Source organism: Streptomyces sp. NPDC059454, assembly GCF_042749965.1.
GTDB lineage: Bacteria > Actinomycetota > Actinomycetes > Streptomycetales > Streptomycetaceae > Streptomyces.
In genome coordinates this window covers 44,159-62,845 of sequence record NZ_JBHYVC010000034.1, presented here as the reverse complement: position 1 = coordinate 62,845, position 18,687 = coordinate 44,159, and the positions used below count along the sequence as shown (strand labels likewise).

Here is an 18,687-nt window from a genome sequence, read left to right as displayed (position 1 = left end):
ACGATCGAGTGATCGAAGTCGGTCAGGGGGTGACCACAGGGAGCCTGTATCCCGCACAACGAGTGGCGCGGCACTTGGGTTACGGACCCGGGATGACCGAATGAGGAAGCCAACCGGGTTTCACGTACCGTGAGTTGAATGTCGCGGAACGTGTTCCGGTCGGCGGGTGTCAGGTCAGCGCGCGTCGTCCGGGAGGAGTCGCGCGAGGGTGCGGACGGCCCGGTACTGGAGGGTCTTGATGGCGCCCTCGTTCTTGCCCATCACGCGGGCGGTCTCGGCGACGGACAGACCTTGGAGGAATCGGAGCGTGACGCACTCCTGCTGTTGGGGGTTGAGTCGTCGTACGGCATCGAGGAGGGCGGCGTTGGACAGGGACTCGAGAACGGAATCCTCGGGGGAGCGCTCGACCTCGTTGGCGTCGAGCATCTCCCCGGTGGTGACCTCGAGGCGGAAGCGGCTGGACTTGAAGTGGTCGGCGACGAGGTTGCGGGCGATGGTCACCAGCCAGGCGCCGAAGTCGCGGCCCTGCCAGGTGAAGGTGCCGATGCGGCGCAGTGCGCGCAGAAAGGTCTCGCTGGTGAGGTCCTCGGCGGTCGCCTTGCCGCCGACCCGGTAGTAGATGTAGCGGTAGACGGTGTCGTTGTACTGGTCGTACAGCCGTCCGAAGGCGTCGGCCTCGCCGGCCTGGGCGCGCTCGACGAGGTCCATCATCCGGGCGCTGTCGCTGTCGGCGGCGGGTCGGCGGGCGGTGGGGGCGCCGGTGGTCGTCCTGGCGGCGGCTCCCCTGGCCGCGCCCTTGGCCGCGGCGGCGGGGGATGTGGAGGGTACTGCGGAGTGGCGCCCCCGTCTGCCGACCGCGGCGCTGCCGTCGGCGAGGGCGTAGCACGGGCCGGCGGCGGGGGCGGTGGCGAATGCGGGGACCGTGTGCGCGGCGGGGACGATGCCGCGCAGCAGGTCTCGGGCTGTCGCGACTGTCGCGCGCAGCGTAGCCAGGCCCGAGGCGTCAACCCCGACGTGTGGGTACACGGGACTCCCAGAGGCAGAGCTTCCATCACGTGCAGTGCGGGACCGTTCACCCGTCGTAGCTATGGGTGGGTACCGGATTGCGTCTGAGGAGAATAACGCTTCGTACAGGCCCTGCTACACCGAGTTGCTCAAATCACCGGTTGCGTCGTTTCCGTAACCGGTTGAGAGGTGTTCAGGTGCCACATGGTGACCGGTTGTTGACCGGAAGCGTTCGTATTCGGGGTGGTGTGGGGCGAGTTGTGGCCGTGTGCAGCCAAGAGGACTGGACAAGGGGGTTGCGGGGTACGGCAGTTGGATTGGCCTGGTTTGGATGCGGGGTGGCGGAAGTGGTCCCCGGTGACCGGTTCGGTGGGCGTGCGGAGGTTGACCGGGTGTCCGGTGATGTGGTCGGCCGGGGGTGGGTTCGCGCCGCCCGGCGCTCGCGGGGTGCCTCCCCCACTCTCGGCTTCGCTCGAGCGGGAGGGACCCCCATCGCTCAGCCGTGCCCTCCTGGGGGTGTCTCCCGGGCCTTCGAGGCACTGGCGGAGACACGACTGCCCGTGGGAGCGGAGGATGCGTGACTGCCCGTGGGAGCGGAGGATGCGTGACTGCCTGCGGTGAGTGGAGGTGCGTGACTGCCTGCGGTGAGTGGAGGTGCGCGGCTGTCCGCGGGAGTGGAGGTGCGCGGCTGTCCGCGGGAGTGGAGGTGCGCGGCTGTCCGCGGTGAGCGGAGGTGCGTGACTGCCCGCGGGAGCGGAGGTGGGTCAGCGGCGTTTGCGGTGGAGGGCGATGGCGGCCGCCGTGCCACCGGCCACCGCGCCCACGCCCGCCGCCGCCGGGATGCCGACCTTGGCCGCCTTGCGGCCGGTGCGGTAGTCGCGCAGGCGCCAGTCCATGCGGCGGGCGTGCTTGCGCAGCTTGGAGTCCGGGTTGATCGCGTACGGGTGGCCCACCAGTGACAGCATCGGGATGTCGTTGTGCGAGTCGCTGTACGCCGCGCAGCGGCCGAGGTCCAGTTCCTCCGCGAGCGCCAGTGCGCGTACCGCCTCCGCCTTCGCCGGGCCGTGCAGCGGTTCGCCCACCAGTTTGCCCGTGTACACGCCATCGACCGACTCCGCGACCGTCCCCAGCGCCCCGGTCAGCCCCAGCCGGCGGGCGATCACCGTGGCGATCTCCACCGGCGCCGCCGTCACCAGCCACACCCGCTGCCCCGCGTCCAGGTGCGCCTGGGCGAGTGCCCGGGTCCCGGGCCAGATCCGCTCGGCCATGTACTCGTCGTAGATCTCCTCGCCGATGGACTGCAGCTCGGAGACGCGGTGGCCCTGGACGATGGAGAGCGCCGAGTCGCGGGCCTCCTGCATGTGCTCGGGGTCCTCGACCCCGGCCAGCCGGAACCACGCCTGCTGCCAGGCGAACCGGGCGAGGTCGCGGGTGTCGAAGAACTTCCGCTTGTACAGGCCCCGCCCGAAGTGGAACAGGGCGGCGCCCTGCATCACGGTGTTGTCCAGGTCGAAGAACGCGGCGGCCCGTTCGTCCCCGACGACCGGGAACTCCGGTTCGCGTTCGGAAATTTCCTGGGTGGATTTGCGTGCTGCCTCCGCCGAGGCCTCGCCTGCCAACACGCTCCGTGCCGTGGCGGAGCGCCTACGGGGAGTGAGCCATCCGAGAGCGGCCATGGCGTGAGCATAACCAGTCGGCGCGGATGTTCCGGAGCCGAGAGGTTCGGGCGTCGTGAATTCTCCGGGTCCCGGGCGTTAAGGCGCGCGCGACAATGGCCCGTATGAGCCCTCTCTTCCGCCGCAACACCCCGGCCGCCCCGCAGGGTCGGCTCGTCACCCTCGTGCGCAAGCCCGGCTGTCATCTGTGCGACGACGCGCAGGTGGTGGTGGAGAAGGTGTGCGAAGAGCTCGGCGTTTCGTGGGAGCACAAGGACATCACTCAGGACCAGGAGCTGCACGACCGGTACTGGGAGCAGATCCCCGTCGTCCTCGTCGACGGCCGTCAGCACACCTTCTGGCGCGTGAACGAGGACCGTCTCCGCAAGGCCCTCACCGACTGACCGGCCAGTCCAAACCGACCGGAAAGTCGCTTAGGATCGATGGTGGCTTGGTCTCGGGGGCGGGATTCACAGAGGAGAGTGTGCGGTTTTGCCCCCAGAAGAAAAGGAACGGTGGTGCCCGCGCGCCGGTTCCTCGCGAGTGCGCCGGGGGCGCGTGACCCCGGTCACGTTGGCCGGGCAAATCGGACACAATCTTTGTGCACGCGTTCACAAAGACATAGCCTGCATTCGACGGGGCGGTCCGGGGACGTATGACCTGACGTATGACCGCCTGAAGCCCCGCTCTACCCGCAGGAGCACCGTGGCAACTGGCCGAACTCACCGACCGGCGACCCGTAGCCGAGGGATTCCCGAGGCCACCGTCGCCCGCCTTCCGCTGTACCTCCGCGCCCTCACCGCGCTCTCGGAGCGCTCGGTGCCCACGGTCTCCTCGGAGGAGCTGGCGGCCGCCGCGGGGGTCAACTCCGCGAAGCTGCGCAAGGACTTCTCCTACCTGGGCTCCTACGGGACCAGGGGTGTCGGCTACGACGTCGAGTATCTCGTGTACCAGATCTCCCGCGAGCTCGGCCTGACCCAGGACTGGCCGGTCGTGATCGTGGGGATCGGTAACCTCGGCGCCGCCCTCGCCAACTACGGCGGGTTCGCCTCCCGTGGGTTCCGGGTCGCCGCGCTGATCGACGCCGACCCCGCGATGGCCGGGAAGCCCGTCGCCGGCATCCCGGTCCAGCACACCGACGAGCTCGAGTCGATCATCACGGACAACGGCGTGTCGATCGGTGTGATCGCGACCCCCGCGGGCGCCGCCCAGCAGGTCTGCGACCGTCTCGTGGCCGCCGGTGTCACCTCCATCCTGAACTTCGCGCCGACCGTGCTGACCGTCCCGGACGGTGTCGACGTGCGCAAGGTGGACCTCTCCATCGAGCTGCAGATCCTCGCCTTCCACGAGCAGCGCAAGGCCGGCGAGGAAGCCGCGTCCGACACCGCCGCCGCCCCGGCCGCCACCCGCCGGCAGTCCGCCACCGACCAGGGGCCCGACGGGGACGTACCCGCCGTGATGCCGGCATGAGTCTCCTCGTCGTCGGACTGAGTCACCGCAGCGCGCCGGTCAGCGTGCTGGAGCGGGCCTCGCTGAGCGTGGACACGCAGACCAAACTGCTGCAGGACACGGTCGCCGCGGAGCCCACCACCGAGGGCGCGGTCCTCGCCACCTGCAACCGCATCGAGCTGTACGCCGACGTGGACAAGTTCCACGCCGGCGTCGCCGAGCTGTCCACGCTGCTCGCCCAGCACAGCGGGGTCGGCCTGGAGGAGCTCACTCCTTATCTCTATGTGCACTACGAGGACCGGGCCGTCCACCACCTGTTCTCGGTGGCCTGCGGCCTCGACTCGATGGTCGTGGGCGAGGGCCAGATCCTCGGCCAGATCAAGGACGCGCTCGCCCGCGCGCAGGAGCTGCACACCGCCGGACGGCTGCTGAACGACCTGTTCCAGCAGGCGCTGCGGGTCGGCAAGCGGGCCCACTCCGAGACCGGTATCGACCGTGCCGGGCAGTCCCTGGTCACCTTCGGCCTGGAGCAGCTGGCCGTCGGCGCGCCCGTCGAGACCTGGGCGCGGGACAAGAAGGCACTGGTCATCGGCGCCGGTTCGATGTCGTCGCTGGCCGCGGCCACGCTCGCGCGGGCCGGTGTCGCCGAGATCGTGATCGCCAACCGCACGTCCGAGCGGGCCGAGCGTCTCGCACAGATCCTCGCCGAGGGTGACGACACGGACGTGCTGGCCCGCGCGGTCCCGATGGGATCGGTGCCGCTGGAGCTGACACGTGCCGACGTCGTCGTCTCCTGCACCGGCGCGACGGGACTGGTCCTCACGGCCGACGCCGTCGCCGCGGGTGTCGAGAGCCGTATCGGGGAGCAGCCGGCCGCCGGGACCGTTCCGGTGACGGAGGCCCCGCTCCCGCCCACCTCCGTGGGCACGGAAGAGGGCTGCCCGCTGGACCTGGCCGCCGTACGGCCCGGCTTCTCCGTGATGGGCGAGGCCGCCGTCGCCGGTATGGACGCGGCGACGCTGGAGCAGCACGCCGCGTGGGCCTCGGGGACCGCCGTCGACCGCGGCCGGACCGGCCGCAGCGGCCCGGAGGCCGAGGCCGAGCTGATCGGCGCGCTCGCCGCGACCGCCTCCACCGTCGGTCGGATCCCCGAGCGGCGCCGCCCGGAGCCGGTGGCCGAACCGCCGCGTCCCGAGCCCGTGCTGTTCCTGCTGGACCTCGCGATGCCGCGCGACATCGACGCGGCCGCGCACCGGCTGGCCGGCGTGCGCCTCGTCGACATCGAATCGCTCGCGGAAGCCTCCGCGGACGCTCCGATGGCTGCCGATGTGGACCAGGTCCGGCGTATCGTCTCCGACGAGGTCGCCGCGTTCGGGGCGGCACAGCGGGCGGCGCACATCACGCCGACCGTCGTCGCCCTGCGCACCATGGCGGCCGATGTGGTGGCCGGTGAGATCGCCCGTCTGGAGGGGCGGCTGCCCGGCCTGGACGACAAGCACCGCGCGGAGATCACCCAGACCGTGCGACGGGTGGTCGACAAGCTGCTCCACGCGCCGACGGTACGGGTCAAGCAGCTCGCGGCCGAGCCCGGCGGCGCCGGGTACGCGGACGCGCTGCGCACCCTGTTCGACCTCGACCCCGAGACGGTGGCCTCCGTCTCCCGAGCCGAGGAAAGCACCGAGAAGAACGCAAGGAACCGAGGGCCGGCATGACTGAGAAGGCACTGAGGCTGGGGACGCGGCGGAGCAAGCTCGCCATGGCCCAGTCCGGGCAGGTGGCGGAAGCCGTGAGCCAGGTGACCGGACGGCCCGTCGAGCTCGTCGAGATCACCACGTACGGCGACGTCTCGCGCGAGCACCTGGCGCAGATCGGCGGCACGGGCGTGTTCGTCGCCGCGCTGCGCGAGGCGCTGGCGCGGGGCGAGGTGGACTTCGCGGTGCACTCGCTGAAGGACCTGCCGACCGCGCAGCCCGACGAACTGGTGGTGGCGGCCATTCCGGTGCGCGAGGACCCGCGCGACGTGATGATCACGCGCGACGGCCTGAAGCTCACCGATCTGCCGCGCGGCGCCCGCATCGGCACCGGTTCGCCGCGCCGCATGGCGCAGCTGAACGCGTACGCGCGCAGCCACGGCACGGACATCGAGACGGTCCCGATCCGGGGCAACGTCGACACCCGCATCGGGTACGTCCTGAAGGGCGAACTCGACGCCGTGGTGCTGGCCGCCGCCGGACTGAACCGGATCGGACGCAGCGACGAGGTGACCGACTTCCTGTCGGTCGACACGGTGCTGCCCGCCCCCGGCCAGGGGGCACTGGCGATCGAATGCGCCGCGGACGACGCGGAACTGATCGCCGCGCTCGCCGAGCTCGACGACCCGTTCACACGGGCCGCCGTGACGGCCGAGCGTTCCCTGCTCGCCGCCCTGGAGGCCGGCTGCAGCGCCCCTGTGGGCGCGTTGGCCGACTTGCTGGCCGACGGGCAGATTGTCAAGGAAATGCGCCTGCGCGGCGTCGTCGGCACGACCGACGGCTCGACGCTGGTGCAGTTGTCCACCACCGGTCCCGTACCCGAGACGCACGAGGCGGCGATGGCGCTCGGTCGCGAACTCGCCACCGAGATGCTCGCGCAGGGCGCGGCCGGTCTGATGGGGGAGCGAGCACAGTGAGCCCCACCACCCTTCCCGCCCTTCCGGAACACGGGCACGTCACCTTCCTCGGTGCCGGACCCGGGGATCCGGGACTGCTGACCCTGCGCGCCGTGGAGGCGCTGGCGAACGCGGACGTCCTCGTCGCCGAGCACGAGGTGCTCGACGTCGTACGCACGCACGCGAGGCAGGGCGTCACCGAAGTGCACACGGATGCCGACACGTCGGTTCCGGGCACGGGCACACCCCAGTTGACGGTCGTTGACGGCGCGTCAACAACCGCCGGTGCCCCCGCGATGCGGGATGCGGCACATCTTGTCATGGAGGCCGCGCGGGGCGGCAGGCGGGTCGTGCGTGCGGTGTCCGGTGATCCCGGGCTCGACGCGTACGCCGCCGAGGAGATGCTGGCGTGCGCCTCGGCCGGGGTGCCGTTCGAGGTCGTCCCCGGTGTCGCGGCCGCCGTCGGTGTACCCGCGTACGCCGGTGTGCCGCTGCGTGACGCCCAGGGCGCGGACGTGCGGTTCGTCGACGCGCGTACGGCGTCCGACCGGTGCTGGACGGAGGTCGGGGCGTCGGACGGCACGGTGGTCGTCTCCACCACGCTCAACTCCGTGGCCGCCGCGGCGGGCGAACTGGTGTCCGCCGGACGCAAGCCCGACACCCCGCTGACGGTGACCGTCGCCGGTACGACGACCCGGCAGCGCACCTGGACGGCGACGCTCGGCACGATCGCGCAGACGCTGAAGCAGGCGAAGGTGCTGCCGTCCCCGGACGGCGGCCGGCCGGTGATAGCCGTGGTCGGCGAGCGCAGCGCCCCCGCCCGGCGCGACCAGCTCTCGTGGTTCGAGTCCAAGCCGCTGTTCGGCTGGAAGGTGCTCGTGCCGCGCACGAAGGAGCAGGCGGCGTCGCTCTCCGACCAGCTGCGCTCGTACGGCGCCGTGCCGCACGAGGTGCCGACCATCGCCGTCGAGCCGCCGCGCACCCCGCAGCAGATGGAGCGGGCGGTCAAGGGCCTGGTGACGGGCCGCTACGAGTGGATCGCGTTCACGTCGGTCAACGCGGTGAAGGCGGTCCGCGAGAAGTTCGAGGAGTACGGGCTCGACGCCCGTGCCTTCGCGGGGATCAAGGTCGCCGCGGTGGGCGAGCAGACGGCGAACGCGCTGATCGCCTTCGGCGTGAAGCCGGACCTGGTGCCGAGCGGCGAGCAGTCGGCCGCGGGCCTGCTGGAGGACTGGCCTCCGTACGACCCGGTCTTCGACCCGATCGACCGCGTCTTCCTGCCGCGCGCCGACATCGCCACGGAGACGCTGGTCGCGGGCCTGATCGAGCTGGGCTGGGAGGTCGACGACGTGACCGCCTACCGGACGGTGCGCGCGTCGCCGCCCCCGGCGGAGACCCGTGAGGCGATCAAGGGCGGCGGCTTCGACGCGGTGCTGTTCACGTCGTCGTCGACGGTCCGGAACCTGGTCGGCATCGCGGGCAAGCCGCACAACGTGACGGTGATCGCCTGCATCGGCCCGGCGACGGCGAAGACGGCGGAGGAACACGGCCTGCGGGTGGACGTGATGGCGCCCGAGCCGTCGGTCCACAAACTGGCGGAGGCCCTGGCCGACTTCGGCACTCGGCGCCGGCTGGCCGCGCTGGACGCCGGCGACCCGGTGACCCGGCCGAGCGAGCGGCGGCCGGGGGCGCGGAGGCGGCGGTCGACGACCTGAGCCGCCCGGCGGGGCGAGGCTGTACGCGTGAGGTGGCGGGGCGTGCCGTGACGGCGCGCCCCGCCGCTGTGCGCTGGGGGCGGGCCGGGCGATGATTGGTGCAGTTCTCCACTGTTCCTGCGCGGAACCCGCAGGTGGCCGGTGCGCACCCTAGAGAAACGCTCCAATCCCAGTCCTCGCATCTCTCGAATCCCATGTGGGGCTTCCCTGTTCATGTCATCCTGCAAGGCTTTGCTCACGACAGGATGATCGGGAAGCTGGGGGGAAGCACATGGTGACGGCAGTGGTCGGGGGTCCGTCGGGTGGGGACGACGAGCAGGTCGCACGGTTGGCGGCGGGCTCGTCCAACTTCGGTCACCTGCTGCGGCACGAGCCTTTACTGGTGCCTACGAGCGCCGTGACTTCTGGGTCACCACGACCAACAAGCAGCTCAACTTCGTCCAGCACATCGCCTCGCTGCTGGAGATCCACGGCCGGGCTGCGGTCGTCGTCCCGGACAACGTCCTCTTCGAAGGCGGCGCGGGTGAGACCATCCGTCGGCGCCTGCTGAAGGAGTACGACGTCCACACGCTGCTGCGTCTGCCCACCGGCATCTTCTACGCGGGCGGCGTCAAGGCCAACGTGCTGTTCTTCGAACGCAAGCCGGCCCGTCCCGAGAAGGCGTGGACCGAGAAGCTGTGGGTCTACGACTTCCGTACCGCCCAGCACTTCACTCTCAAGCAGAACCCGCTCACCCGGGCCCACCTCGAAGACTTCGTGCAGTGCTACCGCCCCGACGAGGACCGTTCCAAGCGCGTCGAGACGGAACGCTTCAAGGCGTACACGTACGAGGAACTGGTCGCCCGCGACAAGGCCAACCTCGACATCACCTGGCTCCGCGACCCGAGCCTCGACGATGCGGACAACCTGCCCGCGCCCGAGGTACTGGCCGCCGAGATCGTCGAGGACCTCCAGGCCGCGCTGGAGGAGTTCGCCGCGATCGCGGAGACCTTGCAGCAGGCTCGGGGAGAAGGACCGGCGACGGAGGCGGCTCCGGTCGCCGACTGACACGCAGACGTGGCCCGCACCCGAGATCAAGGGTGCGGACCACGTTCGTTTACTCCGTCAGCGCTCGACTGCATACGGCAGGAAGGCCGTCCAGGTTGTGGGGGTGAGGGTGAGACGGGGGCCGTCGGGGTTCTTGGAATCGCGGATACGGATGGTCTCGGGAGTGGTGGCGACCTCGACGCAGGAGGGGGTGTCTGCACCGCTGTAGCTGCTCTTTATCCACTTGAGCACTGTCTCGTCCCTGGAGGCGGACTTGAAGCTCATGGCTCTCCCAGCATTTTCTCGATGAAGGCCAGGGACTCTTCGGGAGTGAGGGCTTGGGAGCGGATGGTCCCGTAACGGATCTCAAGGATCTGAACGAGCTTGGGGTCGACGATCGAACGACTGGTGAGCTGAACCTCGTTGTAGCCCACGGTGATGCCTTCCTTGAGCCTGAGTACCCGGAACGGGCCATCGACCCCGGCGTTCGCCTCGCGCCCAAGAGGCATGACCTGAAGGTCAACGTTTAGCAACCCACCCAACCGCAACAGCTGTTCGAGTTGCTTGCGCATCACCATTGTGCCCCCGTACGGGCGCCGCAAGGTCGACTCGCACTGGACGAAGCTGAAGACCGGCAACGTGGCGGTGCAGTCCATGATCTCTTGGCGTGCCGCACGCGCAGTGACCTGCTGCTCCAGTTCTTCCTTCGTGAACGGCGGACGTCGTGAGCCGAACACCGCCCGCGCGTATTCCTCGGTCTGCAACAACCCGTCGATGACCGAGTTGTTGTAGGAGCAGATCTCGACGGCTTCCGCTTCCAGGCGCTTCACGTCCCGTACCTTCTTCGGGTACCGGACCTCCGCCACGTCCTTCTTCATCGCGGCGATCTTCCCGCCCGCGCCCAGGACCTCGTCCGCCGCGTCCAGGTACTCCGGCCGGGGAATCCGCCGTCCCCGCTCCACGCAGGAGACCGTCTCCTCCCCGTACTTGATCGCCGCCCCGAACTCCGCCTGGGTGAGGCCGGCCGCCTCCCGCCACAGCTTCAACTGCCGTGTGACCGTACGCATCACGGCCCCGGCCTCTTCGTCGTCCAGCCCCGCTTCCCACTCACCCATGCTCGCCGCCTCCCGTCGCGCGCCCTTCCCCGGACCAACTGCGGCCGCCCGCGCCCGGTCACCCCGGGCAGGGCGGACAGAAACCGGGCAGCCGGCGTACAGCCGTCGGCCGTACGAGCTGCCCGTATTCACAGTGTGCACACGCACGAGCACACTGGGTGGCGAGAATCTGGAACTCCGCATCGCGGAGAGAGGAAGGACCCCCATGACGACACTCGCCCCCGAGGCCCTCTGGGCGCTGCGCCTGGTCACCGACCGGCTGCCGGTCGGGCCGCCGCCGTACGCGACCGTGACGCTCGACCCCGTCACGCAGACCGCCCGTTACACCGACACCGCCGGGCGGCCGGTCGAGATGGGCAAGCACGGGACGTCGAGGACGACCGGTACCGCCTCCGTGTCCGGGGGCGGAGACGGGAACGGCCCGCAGTCCCAGACACAGGACGACAGCACCACCGACTACGAGTCGGACTGACCGGATGGCTTCCACCGTCCTGGTCGTCACCGGGCTGGAGGACGTCACCGCGGACCGGGTCGTCGCCGCGTTGAACGAGCGCGAGGTGTCCGTCGTCCGTGTCGACCCCGCCGACATCGGGCCCGCCCTGACGTTCGGCTTCCGCGTCGACGCGGAGCGTCCGGCGTGGCGCGGGCGGCTGCGTACGGCGAGCCGGGAGGTGGGGGCGGAGGAGGTGGCGGCGGTGTACTACCGCCGCCCCACTCCGTACGGCGCCCGGTTCGCGCATCTGCCCCGGCAGCAGCGGGACTTCGCCGCCGCCGAGGCGCGGCACGGGTTCGGCGGCGTCCTGAACGCCCTGTCCGGCGCCCGGTACGTCAACCATCCGGCCGCGGTGGCCCGCGCGGAGTCCAAGCCCGCCCAGCTCCGCAGGTTCGCCCGGCTCGGGCTGAGGATTCCTCCGACGCTGATCACCAACGACCGTAAGACGGCGCGGGAGTTCGCCGCCGTCCACGGTCCCGTCGTCTGCAAGACGTTCCGCGGCCTGCCCGCCGCCGACGACGGACAGGCCGGAGCGATCTGGACCCAGCGGGTCGACCCGGAGACCTTCGACGACACGCTCACCGTGACCGCCCACCTGTTCCAGGCCGAGATCCCCAAGACCGGGGACGTACGCGTCACCGTGGTCGGCCGCCGTGTCTTCGCCCAGCAGATCGCCGCACCCGACGGCGCGCTGGACTGGCGCCGGGGCGACTGGGACGCCCTGCTCCACGCCACGATCACCGTGCCGCCGCCCGTCGAGGCGGCGCTGCACGCCTACCTGGCCTCGTTCGGTCTGGTCTTCGGCTGCTTCGACTTCGCGCTCACCGGTGACGGGGACGACCCGGAACACTGGACGGCGATCGAGTGCAACCCGAACGGCCAGTGGGGCTGGCTTCCCGACGCCTACGACATCACCGAGGCGTTCGCCGATCTCCTCACCGTGGAAAGGAAGGGCCGTTCATGACGCTGCCCGTCGACCTCGAAACCGATGCCGCGCGGCTGCGCGCCCTCATGGCGGAGGACCTCGCCGTACGCGGAGTGCTGGACGATCCGGCCTGGCGGGCGGCGGTGGAGAAGGTGCCCCGGCACCGGTTCGTGCCCGGCTTCTACCTGCCCGCCGACGAACGCGACGAGCAGGGGCTGACCTTGTGGCAGCCGGTCACCGCCGCGCTCGACCACGGGCGCTGGCTGGCCGCCGCGTACTCCGACACCACGCTCGTCACGCAGTTCGACGGCGACGAACCCGACTGGGAGCACCCGGACGAGCGCCACGGAGGGGCCCCGACCTCGTCCTCCACGCTGCCGTCGCTCGTGGTGCGGATGTGGGCCGACGCCGACGTCCGGGAGGGACACACGGTGCTGGAGATCGGCACGGGGACGGGGTACTCGACCGCGCTCGCCTGCGAACGCCTCGGATCGGCCGGCGTGACGAGCGTCGAGGTGGACCCGCACCGGCTGGAGCGGGCCGCGAGCGCGCTGCACGGCTGCGGCTACGCGCCCACCCTCGCGGTCGCGGACGGGCTGTACGGGTACTGGCCCGAGGCCCCGTTCGACCGGATCGTCGCCGCCTGCTCCTTCCGGGCCGTGCCCCCGGCCCTGGTCGCCCAGACCCGGCCGGGCGGGAAGATCCTGCTGACGCTCTCGGGCTGGCTGTACGGGTACGCCCGCGTCCTGCTCACGGTCGCCGGGGACGGCACCGCCGAGGGGTGCCTGCTGGGCGGTACGGTCTCCTTCATGTCGGCGCGTACGCACGCGGCGCCGACCTTCGGTAATCCCGCCCACTGGGCGGCGGAGCTGCCGGGGGAGGCGCGGGTCGCCCGGCACGGTCCCGAGCGGCTCACCGCCGCGACCGAGGAGGCCTTCCACCTGCGTTTCCTCGTGCAGAGCGCGGTGCCCGACGCGCAACTGACCACCGTCGGCGATGTCCTGCATCTGATCGACGTGGTGAGCGGGTCGGCCGCCGAGCTGACGCCGGACGGCGACGGTGGTCGGCGGGTGCGGGAGGGAGGTCCGGTGCGGCTGTGGGAACGGGTCGAGCGCGTTCTGGACGCCTACGACACGGCGGGGCGGCCGGGGCCGGAGACCTTCACCCTGTGCGTCCACGACGGCGGACAGCACCTGCGGCACCCGCGGTTGCCCTGCCTGCCACTGCCGTCGCCCTGAGGGGCGGCCCGGACGGAGCCGGACAGCCTCCGGTCGCACGGGTCACTCGCCTTCACAGCAGGCACGCCACTGAACACGCTGAGTGACATGAATCGAGGAATCGCCGCACCGCGCACCCCGCTCCACCAGTTCACCGTGCCGCTCTCCGCCACCCGCCGGGGCGCCCGTCTCGCCCGCCTGCTGGCCGCCGAGCAACTGGAGGCCTGGGGGCTGCCGTTGGACCCTGCCCGGCTGATCGTCGCCGAACTCGCCACGAACGCCGTCGTGCACGGCCGCGTCCCCGGCCGGGGCTTCCGGCTCACACTCACCGTCACCGTGGACGGGGTGCTGCGCGTCGAGGTGACTGATCCGAGAGGCGAGAAGGTGCCCGTGAGCGGGAGCGCTTCGCCGGAGCCCGCCGAGTCGGGCTACGGTCTGCTGCTGGTCGAGGAGTCGGCCGACCGCTGGGGTGTGCTGCCGGGGCCGTTCCCGTGCAAGACCGTGTGGGCCGAGCTGGAGCTCGGCCGCTTCCGATGACCTCAGCGGCAGAGTGCGTCGATGTCCTCGGCGAAGGTCGGGAACTCGGCGCGGGCCTCGGCGATGATGTCCCGGGCCGGTCGGCGCGGGGTGGTGGCGTACCGTTCGGCGAGTCCGGTGAGGGTCGCGTTCGGGCGGGCCTCGTGCTCGTCGTACAGCACCGTCTCCAGCGGGCCGATGCCGTCGGCCAGCACCCACAGGAAGTCCGACAGGTTGCCTGCCACGACCCCGTTCTCGCCCTCCGAGCCCATGAAGACCACGGGCTGCTCGGCGAGGGGCCTGCCCGGCCGCCCGTACCAGACGGCCGCGAGCCCGCCGCTTCCGTCCTGCCCGAACACCCGGTAGGCGTCGCCGTCGAGTTCGTGGTTCCCCGTCCACTGGCGCAGCCAGTCGGTGGTCTCCTCGGCCGACTCGAAGGCGTCGTAGGGCTCGAAGTCGATCCCCTCGCCGTCGGCGTAGTCGATCTCCGTGCGGGCCAGGTCGGCGAGGGCGGGCGGGAGGCTGCGGTCGTCAGCGGTCGTCTGGATCACCCGGGCACCGTAACCGCCGTCACTGACAACAGGGCCGGGAGGGGGACGTCTCGGGTGGCGGGACACCGGAGCCGGGCGAGGCGGGACGCGGTGGGACGCGGGCCGGGGCTGCGGGCGGTAAAAGACCTTAAGAACCAAGGGTAAAAACCAACCAACCCAACCAAACCTCGCGTAGGTCACTCGGGCGGGTGAAACGTGTCGAACTGGCTGGCGCGGCGGTGGTTCGGGCGGGCAGTCTCGGCACAGGAGCGGCCGGAGCAACTCGGCGCTCCCACAAGCCCGTACATGCGTCGGCCCTCGCCGGGACTAGCACTCCCAAGGCGAGGGCCTGACCAACGAGGAAGAAGAAGCCTTCCCCATGGCTGAGAAGAAGCCTAGTCCTGCCCCGCGCCCGATTCAGGGTGTTCGAGGATCCGCCACACCTTCCGGTGTCACGCACGTACGCACGTACCAGTCCGGTCAGTACGTGGTGATCGGCAATCACCTCGCCCAGCACCGCGAGCTGTCGCTGACCGCGATCGGGCTGGCGACCCACATCCTGTCGGTGCCCGAGGGCACGCCGGTCGACATCCGCAGTCTTGCCGAGCGTTTCCCCGAAGGGCGGGACCGGATCGCGTTCGCGCTGCGGGAGCTGGAGGCGCACGGCTACCTGGAGCGGGTGCGCGAGCACACGGAGACGGGCCGTCTGGTGACGCGCACGTACGCCCACCACACGCCGCCGTCCGTGCGGGCGGCCGTGTCGTCCGTCCCCGCTCGGACGGCCGGGCACGCGAGGACGGGCCGTGCCCACACCCGGGGCTCGGTGGAGGGTGCGGGCGGCCGGGAGGCTCCCGAGGAGGGCGACCAAACACCCGGTGAGCCGGTTGCCCCGGCTGCCCCGGACGCGCCGGTGGAGGCCCCTGAGGCGTCCGTACCCGCCCCCGCCCCCGTGGATCCGCCGCGCGAGCCCGCCCGCTCGGGGCGGTGGTACGAGGAGGCGGTCACCCTCCTCGCCGGCCTGCGCCGCACCGACGAGCGCCTCACCCTGTCCCTGCGGGACGTGAACAGACTGGCCCCGGGTGTCGTCGACTGGCTCGAACGGGGCACCACCCCCGCCGCCGTCCACCGCACCCTGACCGCCGACCTGCCCGTCCCCATGAAGCACCCGGCGGGCGTGATCGCCTACCGCCTCCGCGAGCTGCTGCCCCCGCCGCTTCCCGTGCTCCCGGCGCCTCCACCGGCCACGTCCGGCGCCCACCGCCCGCCACCCTTCCAGGACTGCGACGGCTGCGAGCGGGTCTTCCGCGCCCCGGAACCCGGCCGCTGCCGCGACTGCCGGCACGGGGTGACGGCAACGAGCGGGGCGGCGAGCGCGGCCTGAGCCCGTGCCCACCCGTACCGTCCGCCGAGGTGGCCCGGTACGTGCGCCGTTCCCCCACCCGCGGTGTGGACCGGGACCTGGAGCGAGCCGCCCTCGTCGCGTTGTCGCGGAGAGGGGGGCATTCCTGGTCCGAGCTCACCGACCCGGTCGAGGCCGACAGCTGGGGTATGGGGTCGGTGCCGTGCGAGACCTGTGGGCGAAGTGGGAACTCCGCCGCCGGTGACCCCGGTGCCGTCGGTGCGGGTCAGCCGCTCTGGCCGGCGCTTCCGATCGGGTCGACCTTCACCGGGGAGCCGGAGCCGTCATGACGGGCAGTGTGGCGGTACCCGGGGCGGCCTCTTCCCGGTGGCAGGGCTGAGGCCCCTAGGGGATGAGCGCGGTCTCCCGTTCGGCGACCGTGCGGAAATCGTGGGCTCGGCGGCCGGTGAGGTGGTGGACGGTGTTCGTGGTGCGGGACTCGGTGCCGGTGGCTATGGCGTGGTCCATGTCGGCGAGGAGGGCGGCGAACTCCGGTGGGACGCCCGCCCGTTCGGTGAGGCGGTGGCGGACCTCGGTGACGGTCAGGCGGTGGTGGGTGACGGGGCGGCCGGTGACCTCGGTGAGGAGCGTGGCGATGTCGTCGTGGGTGAGGGCCTCGGGGCCGGTCAGGACGAGGTCGCGGTTCGGGGCGTCGTCGTCGGTCAGGGCGCGTACCGCGACGGCGGCGATGTCGTCGGCGTCGACGTAGGCGACGCGGCCGTCACCCGTGGCGGTGGCGAAGGCACCGGTCTCGCGGATCGTGGTGGCGTGGAGGTGGGCGCCGGTGAAGTTCTGCATGAACCAGGAGGGGCGCAGCACCGCCCACTCGTCGAAGAGGGACGGGAGGGCCTGGTGCACCCTGCCCACCGCCGGGCCGCCCTCGGGGACGGCCGAGGAGCTGAGGAGCACCGCTCGGCGCACGCCCAGGGTCCGGGCCCGTTCGAGGAAGGGGAGCATGACCGCCGCCGGGTCCGGGTCCCCGACCGGTGGGACGAGGTAGACACGGTCGGTGCCGGTGAGGGCGGCGTCGTGGGTGGCGGGGTCGTACCAGTCGAAGCGGACCGGTTCCGCACCGGGGAGCGGGGTGCCCCGGCGGGAGGCGGCGCGGACGCGGTGGCCGGCGGTGAGGAGCCGGGCGGCGGTGCGGCTTCCGGTGGTGCCGGTGGCGCCGACGACGAGGACGGTGCCGGTGGGGGTCATCGGGTGCTCCTGGTGAAGTCGACGCCGGGCTCGCGCACGACGAGCGGGTTCCAGTAGTCGCGGTAGCCGGTGATCAGGCCGTCCCGGAAGGTGACGACGGCGATGTACGTCATGTCGTAGGCCGCGCCGGTGGCGACCACGCGGCCCTCCGCGCGCATCTCGACCACGAGGGTGCCGGGGTCGTCGGTCCGGTGGATGTGCAGGTCGGGGATGTCGTGCAGGTCGATGTGGTCGGGGTAGTCGCGCATGTACGCGGCGATTGCCTCCCTGCCCTCCAGGCGCCGGGGCCAGCCTTCGGGGGCGAAGGGGAACTCCAGGACGCCGTCGTCGTCCCACAGGGCGGTCCAGGCGGGGATGTCCTTGTCCAGCAGCAGGCGCAGGCTGTGGCGGAAGAGCGCCTCGGGGGAGGCGGGGGTGTGCTCGGGCATGGGGTGTCTCCGTCCCGTAGAATACGGACCGTCGGTCCGCTTTACTGGAAGCGACGATACGGACCGCTGGTCCGCTTTGCAAGCGTGGAGGTCGATGATGGAGACGGAACCGGTGGACGGTGCGCCCGCGCGCAGGCCGCGCAAGGACGCGGCGCGCAACCGGGCGGCCCTGCTCGCCGCGGCGGACGACCTGTTCGCGCGCTGCGACAGCCCCGGAGACATCACGATGTCCGACGTCGCGGCGGCGGCCGGCGTCGGCAAGGGCACGCTGTTCCGCGCGTTCGGCGACCGTACGGCGCTGATCGCCGCGCTGTACGCGGCGCGGCTGGAGCCCCTTGAGGCGGCGGTGTCGCACGGGCCGCCGCCCCTGGGCCCCGGCACGCCGCCGGCGGAACGCGTGCCCGCGCTGCTCGACGCGTTGCTGTGCTTCAAGCTGGACCACCGCCATCTCATGCTGGCGCTGGAGGCAGCGGGGTCCGGCAGCCCCTACCGGGCGGAGCACTACGGGCGGTGGCACGAGCTGCTGCGCTCCGCGCTGGCCGATGTCCCGGGCATCGCCGACCCCGGCTTCACCGCACACGCCCTGCTGGCCGCCGTACGGGCGGACCTGGTCGAGTACCTCGCGGGGGCGTGCGGGACGGGCCGGGACGAACTGCGGGCACACCTGGGACAGTTCGTGCGGAAGGTGCTGGCCGGGCCGTGAGGCGTACGGCGTTTTGTCGTGTGCCGGTGCGTGCGCGGAGTACGCCGCTGCGCGGGGTACGCAGGCGGGCGCGGAGCGCGGTGGTGCGACTCCGCCCGCTGGTTGGGGCGGCGGGCGGGTGTGAAGGCTCCTCGCGTACAGGGCCGTCCGGCCCGAACCGAGAGACGAGGAGTCACTCGTGCCCGACATGATCACGGCGCTGCCCATCGGTCCGGTGGGGATGTCCCATCACGTCACCGGGACGTACTTCATGTGCAACGACTGGCACGACGGCGTCAACAACCACGTGCAGAACTGGGCCGAGTTCCCGTTCCGGACGAACACCACGGGCCACAAGTGGTACCTGGTGGAGAACGGGGACGGGACCGCACGGATCGAATCGTTCGCCAACCGCCGCTGCCTGACCGTCGGCGCCAAGCCGTCGGACATCGTCACCTTCCAGGAGCGCACCGACAGCCTTCACCAGAACTGGAGGTTCGTCCGCCAGGACGTCAGTTCCGACAGCTACGTCATCGTCTCGGCCGTGCACCCACGGTTCGCGCTCGCCCTCGCCGAACACCACCAGCTGAACGACAAGCTGCTCGGCCTGACCCGGATGTGGGGCGGCGGGGTGCACCTGTCCCAGGTGTGGCGGGTGTTCCCCGCCAGTGAGTTCTGACCCGGA

General features: G+C 71.5%; 21 protein-coding genes. 13 read left to right on the top strand and 8 right to left on the bottom strand.

The genetic code is table 11. From position 1 onward, the window contains the following. Positions 1 to 174 precede the first annotated feature (174 nt). Together ACFXAE_RS22755 and ACFXAE_RS22750 are read right to left on the bottom strand one after the other, a co-directional pair. Positions 175 to 1,026 (bottom strand): ECF subfamily RNA polymerase sigma factor, BldN family, encoded by an 852-nt coding sequence (locus ACFXAE_RS22755; RefSeq protein ID WP_384717806.1) that lies wholly within the window; start codon positions 1,024 to 1,026, stop codon positions 175 to 177. Between the two features lie 743 nt (positions 1,027 to 1,769). Then, positions 1,770 to 2,681, bottom strand: coding sequence for an HAD family hydrolase (locus tag ACFXAE_RS22750; RefSeq protein WP_384717803.1), 912 nt, complete (start codon positions 2,679 to 2,681; stop codon positions 1,770 to 1,772). A gap of 104 nt (positions 2,682 to 2,785) precedes the next feature. On the opposite strand from ACFXAE_RS22750, the gene ACFXAE_RS22745 reads away from it, so the two are divergent. From ACFXAE_RS22745 to ACFXAE_RS22725, 5 genes are all read left to right on the top strand, one after another. Next, entirely contained in the window at positions 2,786 to 3,064 is a 279-nt protein-coding gene (locus ACFXAE_RS22745; RefSeq protein WP_384717800.1) for a glutaredoxin family protein, read from the top strand. Positions 3,065 to 3,365: 301 nt separating this feature from the next. After that, positions 3,366 to 4,130 carry a redox-sensing transcriptional repressor Rex gene (locus ACFXAE_RS22740; RefSeq protein WP_384717797.1) on the top strand — a complete coding sequence of 255 codons (765 nt, stop codon included), beginning with the start codon at positions 3,366 to 3,368 and terminating at the stop codon, positions 4,128 to 4,130. Further along, positions 4,127 to 5,821 carry a glutamyl-tRNA reductase gene (locus ACFXAE_RS22735; protein ID WP_384717794.1) on the top strand — a complete coding sequence of 565 codons (1,695 nt, stop codon included), beginning with the start codon at positions 4,127 to 4,129 and terminating at the stop codon, positions 5,819 to 5,821. Before ACFXAE_RS22740 ends, ACFXAE_RS22735 begins: the two co-directional genes overlap by 4 nt. After that, complete coding sequence (gene hemC, locus ACFXAE_RS22730; protein ID WP_384717791.1) at positions 5,818 to 6,777, top strand: hydroxymethylbilane synthase; 960 nt, start codon at positions 5,818 to 5,820, stop codon at positions 6,775 to 6,777. The genes ACFXAE_RS22735 and hemC overlap by 4 nt, the downstream gene beginning before the upstream one ends. Next, the gene (locus ACFXAE_RS22725; RefSeq protein WP_384717788.1) at positions 6,774 to 8,471 is read left to right on the top strand and encodes a uroporphyrinogen-III synthase; all 1,698 of its coding nucleotides are present in this window, start codon (positions 6,774 to 6,776) and stop codon (positions 8,469 to 8,471) included. Before hemC ends, ACFXAE_RS22725 begins: the two co-directional genes overlap by 4 nt. Before the next feature lie 354 nt (positions 8,472 to 8,825). Here ACFXAE_RS22725 and ACFXAE_RS22720 read toward each other — a convergent pair whose 3' ends face one another. Then, entirely contained in the window at positions 8,826 to 9,038 is a 213-nt protein-coding gene (locus ACFXAE_RS22720; RefSeq protein WP_384717785.1) for a hypothetical protein, read from the bottom strand. Between ACFXAE_RS22720 and ACFXAE_RS22715 the strand changes: the two genes are divergently transcribed. Then, entirely contained in the window at positions 8,937 to 9,518 is a 582-nt protein-coding gene (locus ACFXAE_RS22715) for an N-6 DNA methylase (RefSeq protein ID WP_384717842.1), read from the top strand. The genes ACFXAE_RS22720 and ACFXAE_RS22715 overlap by 102 nt on opposite strands. A gap of 57 nt (positions 9,519 to 9,575) precedes the next feature. Here ACFXAE_RS22715 and ACFXAE_RS22710 read toward each other — a convergent pair whose 3' ends face one another. Continuing rightward, on the bottom strand, positions 9,576 to 9,782 hold the full coding sequence (locus tag ACFXAE_RS22710; protein ID WP_384717782.1) for a DUF397 domain-containing protein: 207 nt from the start codon (positions 9,780 to 9,782) through the stop codon (positions 9,576 to 9,578). After that, positions 9,779 to 10,612, bottom strand: a complete 834-nt coding sequence (locus ACFXAE_RS22705) for a helix-turn-helix domain-containing protein (protein WP_384717780.1) — start codon at positions 10,610 to 10,612, stop codon at positions 9,779 to 9,781. The genes ACFXAE_RS22710 and ACFXAE_RS22705 overlap by 4 nt, the downstream gene beginning before the upstream one ends. Before the next feature lie 205 nt (positions 10,613 to 10,817). Between ACFXAE_RS22705 and ACFXAE_RS22700 the strand changes: the two genes are divergently transcribed. From ACFXAE_RS22700 to ACFXAE_RS22685, 4 genes are all read left to right on the top strand, one after another. After that, positions 10,818 to 11,084, top strand: coding sequence for a putative ATP-grasp-modified RiPP (locus ACFXAE_RS22700; protein WP_384717777.1), 267 nt, complete (start codon positions 10,818 to 10,820; stop codon positions 11,082 to 11,084). Positions 11,085 to 11,088: 4 nt separating this feature from the next. After that, on the top strand, positions 11,089 to 12,069 hold the full coding sequence (tgmB, locus tag ACFXAE_RS22695; RefSeq protein WP_384717774.1) for an ATP-grasp ribosomal peptide maturase: 981 nt from the start codon (positions 11,089 to 11,091) through the stop codon (positions 12,067 to 12,069). Continuing rightward, complete coding sequence (gene tgmC / locus ACFXAE_RS22690; protein WP_384717771.1) at positions 12,066 to 13,268, top strand: ATP-grasp peptide maturase system methyltransferase; 1,203 nt, start codon at positions 12,066 to 12,068, stop codon at positions 13,266 to 13,268. Before tgmB ends, tgmC begins: the two co-directional genes overlap by 4 nt. A gap of 87 nt (positions 13,269 to 13,355) precedes the next feature. Beyond that, positions 13,356 to 13,784 carry an ATP-binding protein gene (locus tag ACFXAE_RS22685; protein ID WP_384717768.1) on the top strand — a complete coding sequence of 143 codons (429 nt, stop codon included), beginning with the start codon at positions 13,356 to 13,358 and terminating at the stop codon, positions 13,782 to 13,784. Positions 13,785 to 13,786: 2 nt separating this feature from the next. Here ACFXAE_RS22685 and ACFXAE_RS22680 read toward each other — a convergent pair whose 3' ends face one another. After that, entirely contained in the window at positions 13,787 to 14,314 is a 528-nt protein-coding gene (locus ACFXAE_RS22680) for an SMI1/KNR4 family protein (RefSeq protein ID WP_384717765.1), read from the bottom strand. Between the two features lie 466 nt (positions 14,315 to 14,780). Here ACFXAE_RS22680 and ACFXAE_RS22675 point away from each other — a divergent pair, with 466 nt between their 5' ends. Further along, a complete protein-coding gene (locus tag ACFXAE_RS22675; protein ID WP_384717762.1) occupies positions 14,781 to 15,674 on the top strand; it encodes a helix-turn-helix domain-containing protein in 894 nt (297 codons plus the stop codon). Between the two features lie 363 nt (positions 15,675 to 16,037). On the opposite strand, the gene ACFXAE_RS22670 is transcribed toward ACFXAE_RS22675, so the two are convergent. Both ACFXAE_RS22670 and ACFXAE_RS22665 read right to left on the bottom strand, forming a co-directional pair. Next, on the bottom strand, positions 16,038 to 16,892 hold the full coding sequence (locus ACFXAE_RS22670) for an NAD(P)H-binding protein (protein WP_384717759.1): 855 nt from the start codon (positions 16,890 to 16,892) through the stop codon (positions 16,038 to 16,040). Further along, entirely contained in the window at positions 16,889 to 17,320 is a 432-nt protein-coding gene (locus tag ACFXAE_RS22665) for a nuclear transport factor 2 family protein (protein WP_384717756.1), read from the bottom strand. Before ACFXAE_RS22665 ends, ACFXAE_RS22670 begins: the two co-directional genes overlap by 4 nt. A gap of 94 nt (positions 17,321 to 17,414) precedes the next feature. On the opposite strand from ACFXAE_RS22665, the gene ACFXAE_RS22660 reads away from it, so the two are divergent. Together ACFXAE_RS22660 and ACFXAE_RS22655 are read left to right on the top strand one after the other, a co-directional pair. Continuing rightward, the gene (locus ACFXAE_RS22660) at positions 17,415 to 18,023 is read left to right on the top strand and encodes a TetR/AcrR family transcriptional regulator (RefSeq protein WP_384717753.1); all 609 of its coding nucleotides are present in this window, start codon (positions 17,415 to 17,417) and stop codon (positions 18,021 to 18,023) included. A gap of 187 nt (positions 18,024 to 18,210) precedes the next feature. After that, a complete protein-coding gene (locus tag ACFXAE_RS22655) occupies positions 18,211 to 18,681 on the top strand; it encodes an RICIN domain-containing protein (protein WP_384717839.1) in 471 nt (156 codons plus the stop codon). The last annotated feature ends 6 nt before the right edge of the window (positions 18,682 to 18,687 follow it).

Bases quoted from the DNA above. Each gene is read 5' to 3' on its own strand.
- ACFXAE_RS22705 (WP_384717780.1), bottom strand. From the start codon at position 10,612: ATGGGTGAGTGGGAAGCGGGGCTGGACGACGAAGAGGCCGGGGCCGTG.
- ACFXAE_RS22660 (WP_384717753.1), top strand. From the start codon at position 17,415: ATGATGGAGACGGAACCGGTGGACGGTGCGCCCGCGCGCAGGCCGCGC.
- tgmC (WP_384717771.1), top strand. From the start codon at position 12,066: ATGACGCTGCCCGTCGACCTCGAAACCGATGCCGCGCGGCTGCGCGCC.
- ACFXAE_RS22750 (WP_384717803.1), bottom strand. From the start codon at position 2,681: ATGGCCGCTCTCGGATGGCTCACTCCCCGTAGGCGCTCCGCCACGGCA.
- ACFXAE_RS22670 (WP_384717759.1), bottom strand. From the start codon at position 16,892: ATGACCCCCACCGGCACCGTCCTCGTCGTCGGCGCCACCGGCACCACC.
- ACFXAE_RS22735 (WP_384717794.1), top strand. From the start codon at position 4,127: ATGAGTCTCCTCGTCGTCGGACTGAGTCACCGCAGCGCGCCGGTCAGC.
- ACFXAE_RS22665 (WP_384717756.1), bottom strand. From the start codon at position 17,320: ATGCCCGAGCACACCCCCGCCTCCCCCGAGGCGCTCTTCCGCCACAGC.
- hemC (WP_384717791.1), top strand. From the start codon at position 5,818: ATGACTGAGAAGGCACTGAGGCTGGGGACGCGGCGGAGCAAGCTCGCC.
- ACFXAE_RS22710 (WP_384717782.1), bottom strand. From the start codon at position 9,782: ATGAGCTTCAAGTCCGCCTCCAGGGACGAGACAGTGCTCAAGTGGATA.
- ACFXAE_RS22655 (WP_384717839.1), top strand. From the start codon at position 18,211: ATGATCACGGCGCTGCCCATCGGTCCGGTGGGGATGTCCCATCACGTC.
- ACFXAE_RS22745 (WP_384717800.1), top strand. From the start codon at position 2,786: ATGAGCCCTCTCTTCCGCCGCAACACCCCGGCCGCCCCGCAGGGTCGG.
- ACFXAE_RS22700 (WP_384717777.1), top strand. From the start codon at position 10,818: ATGACGACACTCGCCCCCGAGGCCCTCTGGGCGCTGCGCCTGGTCACC.
- tgmB (WP_384717774.1), top strand. From the start codon at position 11,089: ATGGCTTCCACCGTCCTGGTCGTCACCGGGCTGGAGGACGTCACCGCG.
- ACFXAE_RS22685 (WP_384717768.1), top strand. From the start codon at position 13,356: ATGAATCGAGGAATCGCCGCACCGCGCACCCCGCTCCACCAGTTCACC.